The sequence below is a fragment of the Faecalibacterium sp. Marseille-Q4137 genome (genome assembly GCF_017377535.1).
Taxonomy (GTDB): Bacteria; Bacillota; Clostridia; order Oscillospirales; family Ruminococcaceae; genus Faecalibacterium; species Faecalibacterium duncaniae.
The window spans coordinates 1-4,954 of the sequence record NZ_JAFREK010000079.1; the positions used below are offsets into that span (position 1 = coordinate 1).

At 46.2% G+C, this 4,954-nt stretch carries 9 protein-coding genes; 8 read left to right on the forward strand and 1 reads right to left on the reverse strand.

Annotated features, from left to right (window positions below; genetic code table 11):
- The first annotated feature begins 167 nt into the window (after window positions 1-167).
- The 4 genes from J3353_RS15585 (at window position 168) to J3353_RS15600 (ending at window position 2,330) form a co-directional block, all read left to right on the forward strand.
- Window positions 168-377: a helix-turn-helix transcriptional regulator gene (locus tag J3353_RS15585; protein WP_005933735.1), complete on the forward strand. Its 210-nt coding sequence runs from the start codon at window positions 168-170 to the stop codon at window positions 375-377.
- Window positions 378-548: 171 nt separating this feature from the next.
- Window positions 549-1,073, forward strand: a complete 525-nt coding sequence (locus tag J3353_RS15590) for an RNA polymerase sigma factor (protein ID WP_035394353.1) — start codon at window positions 549-551, stop codon at window positions 1,071-1,073.
- Window positions 1,063-1,440, forward strand: coding sequence for a hypothetical protein (locus tag J3353_RS15595; protein WP_207685205.1), 378 nt, complete (start codon window positions 1,063-1,065; stop codon window positions 1,438-1,440). Before J3353_RS15590 ends, J3353_RS15595 begins: the two co-directional genes overlap by 11 nt.
- Window positions 1,437-2,330, forward strand: a complete 894-nt coding sequence (locus J3353_RS15600) for a zinc ribbon domain-containing protein (RefSeq protein WP_005933738.1) — start codon at window positions 1,437-1,439, stop codon at window positions 2,328-2,330. The genes J3353_RS15595 and J3353_RS15600 overlap by 4 nt, the downstream gene beginning before the upstream one ends.
- A gap of 84 nt (window positions 2,331-2,414) precedes the next feature.
- Here the strand turns inward: J3353_RS15600 and J3353_RS15605 are convergent, their stop codons facing one another.
- On the reverse strand, window positions 2,415-3,227 hold the full coding sequence (locus J3353_RS15605; protein WP_207685206.1) for a helix-turn-helix domain-containing protein: 813 nt from the start codon (window positions 3,225-3,227) through the stop codon (window positions 2,415-2,417).
- Between the two features lie 533 nt (window positions 3,228-3,760).
- Between J3353_RS15605 and J3353_RS15610 the strand changes: the two genes are divergently transcribed.
- Genes J3353_RS15610 through J3353_RS15625 form a run of 4 tightly spaced genes read left to right on the forward strand, consistent with a single transcriptional unit; the run spans window position 3,761 to window position 4,904 of the window.
- On the forward strand, window positions 3,761-3,952 hold the full coding sequence (locus J3353_RS15610; protein ID WP_172455309.1) for a hypothetical protein: 192 nt from the start codon (window positions 3,761-3,763) through the stop codon (window positions 3,950-3,952).
- Complete coding sequence (locus J3353_RS15615) at window positions 3,953-4,291, forward strand: DeoR family transcriptional regulator (RefSeq protein WP_101692539.1); 339 nt, start codon at window positions 3,953-3,955, stop codon at window positions 4,289-4,291.
- Entirely contained in the window at window positions 4,288-4,587 is a 300-nt protein-coding gene (locus tag J3353_RS15620) for a DUF3847 domain-containing protein (RefSeq protein ID WP_087418070.1), read from the forward strand. The genes J3353_RS15615 and J3353_RS15620 overlap by 4 nt, the downstream gene beginning before the upstream one ends.
- Entirely contained in the window at window positions 4,584-4,904 is a 321-nt protein-coding gene (locus J3353_RS15625) for a transposon-transfer assisting family protein (RefSeq protein ID WP_087418069.1), read from the forward strand. The genes J3353_RS15620 and J3353_RS15625 overlap by 4 nt, the downstream gene beginning before the upstream one ends.
- Window positions 4,905-4,954 lie beyond the last annotated feature (50 nt).

A 4,954-nucleotide genomic window follows, 5' to 3' on the forward strand; every position in this document is an offset into this window, starting at 1 on the left:
TCAGGGCATGAAGCAGCTTATGGCTAAGTAGATGTAATCAAGAAAAGAAAGGAAAAGCACAATCCAGACGGAACCGGCGATTGTGTCAAGAAATGTTTGTGGAATAGCAAGAACTTTGTTATAATGGGAACAGGAACCCCGGAACCGGGAGGAAGGCAGGAGGATAAATGCACATAAGCTATAAACCCCTCTGGCATACGTTGGTTGAGCGCAATATGAGGAAAGAGGACTTGCGGATTGCCGCAGGTCTTACCACAAATATGATAGCCAATATGGGTAAAGGCAAAAACATCAGCATGGAAACGCTGGTTCGTATCTGCGAAGCCCTGAATTGTGGTATCTTAGATGTAATCGAATTAGAGAAGGACGATGAATAATAGCTATTGCTATCTTTCACAAAACACCATAAGAAAAGTTTTCTTTTAATGCCGGGAGTGAAACTACCTACTTCGCCCCGGCATTTTACCTGTAAAAAAATTTTTTGAAAAAAGTGAACCGCATACAAAGTCATGGCGAATATAGGGTGAACGGGCAATGGAGGTGAAACATTGGACGCAAGAGAAATCGAGAAATGTATTGATGAGTTCGGTACAGATATATATAGATTTTGCCTGAAACTCTGTATGGACAAATCAGAAGCAGAGGACTTGTATCAACAGACTTTTCTAAAAGCGTTAGAAATGGAATGGACACTTGACTGGGGGCAAAATCCCAAAGCACTGTTTTTTTCCTTGACGCACAATCTTTGGAAAAGCGATAGACGAAAGCAGGCCCGCCGAAATATGATTGCTCCATGTAGTAATTTGGATGATGAAGCAGAAGCAGTCTTACATTCCGACGAAAGTATTGAAGAAAGCTACTTGCAGAAAGAATTGATTTCAGAAGTTAATCGGATTATTGAAACCCTACCAGAAAAAATCCGAATACCGCTGACACTGTTTTATCTTTCTAATTGTTCCGTAGAGCAAATATCAACAATCATTAAGAAACCGCCCGGAACGGTAAAAAGCCGATTGTTTAAGGGAAGAAGTCTGATTAAGAAAAGATTGGAGGAAGCGGGATATGAAAAATGACCTTTTCAATACAGAAATTGATGAAATCATCCGGGCTTCTATGAAACTGGCTGACGAACCAGACCCGGAGTTGAACAACAAACTGAAAGCGACATTGTATCAAAAGGAAACGGCAATGCGAAAGCAACCCGCCACACGCGGTTTTTCTCTTTGGTATTTGCCGATGATTTTGAACTTAGTTACATTTATTATGCTGGCAGGTGTAGCACTAATAGTAATCAGCAACACTTATTTATCTAACTTTGCTGCTGGTATCTGTTTCTACATTGGACTGGCAGGCGTTTTGCTTACCATCGTTGGTGTTAAAAGGACAAATATGAAAGAGGATATAACAATCCGTGTTGAGAAAAGAGGTGCATTAGCGTGAATCATACAAAAAAGAACAAACTTCCGCTTTATATCGGCATTCCAGTTATTCTACTGTTAATTTTCCTGCGGTTTGGACTGTATTTTCTGAAAAGCGATGGCTTTAGCGGCCTTTCCATGCTGCTTCCCATTCTGCTTCTTTGCTTTATTCTTTTCGCCCTATGTACTTGTGGCTTCTTTGCAGCATGGGTATATCAGGATTGTAAAAAGCGGGGCGACGACCCGGTATTGTGGGCGATTGTAGTTTTTATCGCAACTCCTTTTATTGGCTTGCTGATTTATTTTCTGCGCCGTTCAGAGATAAAAGCAACGTGTCCTGCCTGCGGGCATCGAATTTCATTGAAAGCAAAATATTGTGAAGAATGCGGAACGCATATTGAAAACAAGGAGAATAATGGCGTTATGGTTAAACAGGAAACCCACCACTTAAAATTTATTGTTGCCGGTATTATCAGTATGGTGCTTATGTTGGTCTGCCTGACAGGGTTTATTGTCAGTGCTGCTACCGGAAATGGTGTAAATACGGATGTTACATCGAACGACCGAGTTTGGAATTTGGGAACAATCAGCATGAATTATGACACTTATCTGAATGGTGTTTGGAAGTTGGATTTTAGAAGTGCCAGTGATGGATTTGTGAAAGAACAAAACATGATGGTAGATGACGCAGAAACTCAAATGCTTCACGCTGATATTTCTTGCGAAACGGTGCCTGATGGAGCATCACTTACTTTGTGGCTGGTGCAGGGTGATGTATCAAAATCCTTTGATGTCACAAATCTTTCCGACCCCTTAGAGTATTCTTTGAGTGAATTTGAAAACGGGAAAATCCATGTAAGATTGCAGATCAATGGTGTGGAAGATACCATTTCAGAAATCTATGTGAAATAATAAGTTTGACCGATAAGCTGAAAAACTGAATAAAGAAAGCCAAAGCTGCCGTTGCAGGAACACCCATTCCCACAACGGCAGTTTTCATTTTCTCTTGCGCCGGAAGTTGAAGGGGCTGTTTTTAATGTTCGGCGCTTTTGACAATATCTTTTTCAATATCTTCTGTTCATCCGGCGGCAGCTTGTAGAAATCAACGCCGAGCATATTGAAAATGACCGCCCACACCTTTCCGAGATAATCCCCGGAGGATTGAATGGCTTTCCGAATATCCATCGCCACTTTCTTTGCGGCAGAGTAATCCGGCGTACTGTCAATGTCATGCTCATGGGCTTTCCGTATGTCATGGAGAATGGCGTCCCATGTTTTGTGCGTCACATGACAGAAGAAATCTTCTTCCTTTACCTCTGCGGCAAGGATAGTCTTTGAATAGAAATCATCTTCCGCCTGCTTGTATTTCTGGATGATGGTCTGCCGCTGTTCTTCCAAAGACTCATAAAGGGTGCGAAAGGTGGAGGTTGCATGGCCGTCTATGTATATCTCCGTGTCGGTCATAAGCTGCTCAAATTTATCATTGGTAGCAATCTCACACAGGAGCCGGTTATTGATACGGCCACTCTTTAGCAGCGCCACCATTTCATCATTCAGGTGCAGTTCCATCAGGGGCGTGTTTATCTGCTCCCGGTTTTCTGTCCGGCAGAACAGGTAATCAAGAGATACCTCATAGAAGTCGGCCAGCGTGATAAGATTGCCGTGGTTGATTTCCTTATTGTCGTTGGCTTCATAGCTGGCGAGGGCTGACTTTGAAATGCCGGTTTGCTGCGCCAGTTCTTCCAGATTTAAGCCCTTATCTTTGCGTAACTCCCAAAGGCGTTCCTGTATGGTAGTCGCTTTCAGCATAGGGCGCTCACTCCTTTCCGGCGGCTGTTTTCCTGCCGCTAACTGGATTATACCATACTTTCCATAATCGTGGAAATTTCCGTTTTTCGCCCCGAAATCCTACTTTGTGGATATACGGCACAGGGAACAAAAATGTTCTATGATACAGGTAGTTCATCGATGGATTATTCCAATCGAATGACCGGCCTGTATGGGATATGCTCCCCGGCGATGTAGCGCAACGACTTGCGGCAGGGAAATGGAGGAACCCTGACCGCAACGAGCGTACCAAAGGGAGCGAAACGCCGTTGTGAGAGCCAGGGGCAGGAACGACATCAGGGAGAACCGGCGAAAATGAACACCGAATTGATACCGAAACACAACAATCCGATAGGGCGTAGTCTACCCTATCCGTAATACTACAGGGGATTTCCGGGCGGTTCTATGGCCGCTTTTTCCCTGAAAATCGCACTGAAACACGACACTAAAATCTGCTATCCGTCTATTGCGGCTGTTACGGCTGAAATGGGCGGATTTTTGTTTAAGGAGGCACCATGCCGAGAATGCCGAAAAAGAGGAAGCTGGAACTGTCCTTCTTCCTCAATGAACGGGGGCGGGTAACGTACAACGACCTTTGCCGGAAATGTCAGCGTACTTGCAAGCAGAGTTTCCGGGCGGTCATTGTGGACTGCCCCCATTATCTTTCCAAACGCTCAAAACGAAAAGTAAAGGAGGACACCGATTGAATGGAAGTTGAATTTATGACCGCAGACACCACCCTGCCGCCCTGTATGCCGCTGCCGAGAGCCATGCTGCGGCTCCCGATCAGCAGCACCGCCAAGGTCATGTACGCCCGGATGTTGGATATTGTTTTCCTGTCCGGCATAGAGGACACCAACGGGATTTTATTTATCCATTTCCCCATCGTGGAACTGGCGGCGGCACTTGCCCGCAGCACCATGACCGTGAAGCGTTCCCTGAATGAATTGGAGGACGCCGGACTGATACTGCGGGTGCGTCAGGGCTTCGGGGAACCCAACAAGATATATGTACTCATTCCCAAGAAGGAGGACAGCCGCTTATGAATGAAAAGCTGGAAGCACTCAATCAGGAGATAGAGAAAACGGAAAAGAAGCTGCGCTGGGCGCAACAGGAGGAAAAGCGTCTGACCCATCAGGCCAAGGCGCTGACCCGGAAGGAACGGACGCACCGGCTTTGCACCAGAGCCGCCATGCTGGAAAGCTACCTTCCCCACCCAGAAGCCATCACGGATGAACAGGTCAGTCTATTCTTGAAGCTGCTGTTCCACAAAGACAGCACCCGTCAGCTTATGGAAAAAGTGTTTGCCGGAAACGGCACAGAGAAGGAGGGCGCAGAATGAAGATGAATTTTTCTAAAGACGAGTTGGCTATGGTCTATCAGTACGCCGCCGGTACAAAAGAGGACACCCTTGCGGGGCTGAAAGAAATCGTGCCGGTTATCCGTGACCGGCAGACAAGGGATATTGTGGAGAATACCATCCGAAAGCTGGACGCCATCCCGGAGCCGGAGTGCCGCCGCTTTATCGCTGATACGAAGCAGCGGTTTATCCAGAATCGGGACAATTCCATCCGGCGCAGGCTTGCCGAAGCCAAGGCACAGGCGAGGACGAAAAAGCCACATCCCAAGAGAAAAGAGCCAGACCGGGAACGGTCATAATCGCTTTCAGAGCCGCAACCCGTGGACTGCCCCTCTGAAAGAGGGCGCAA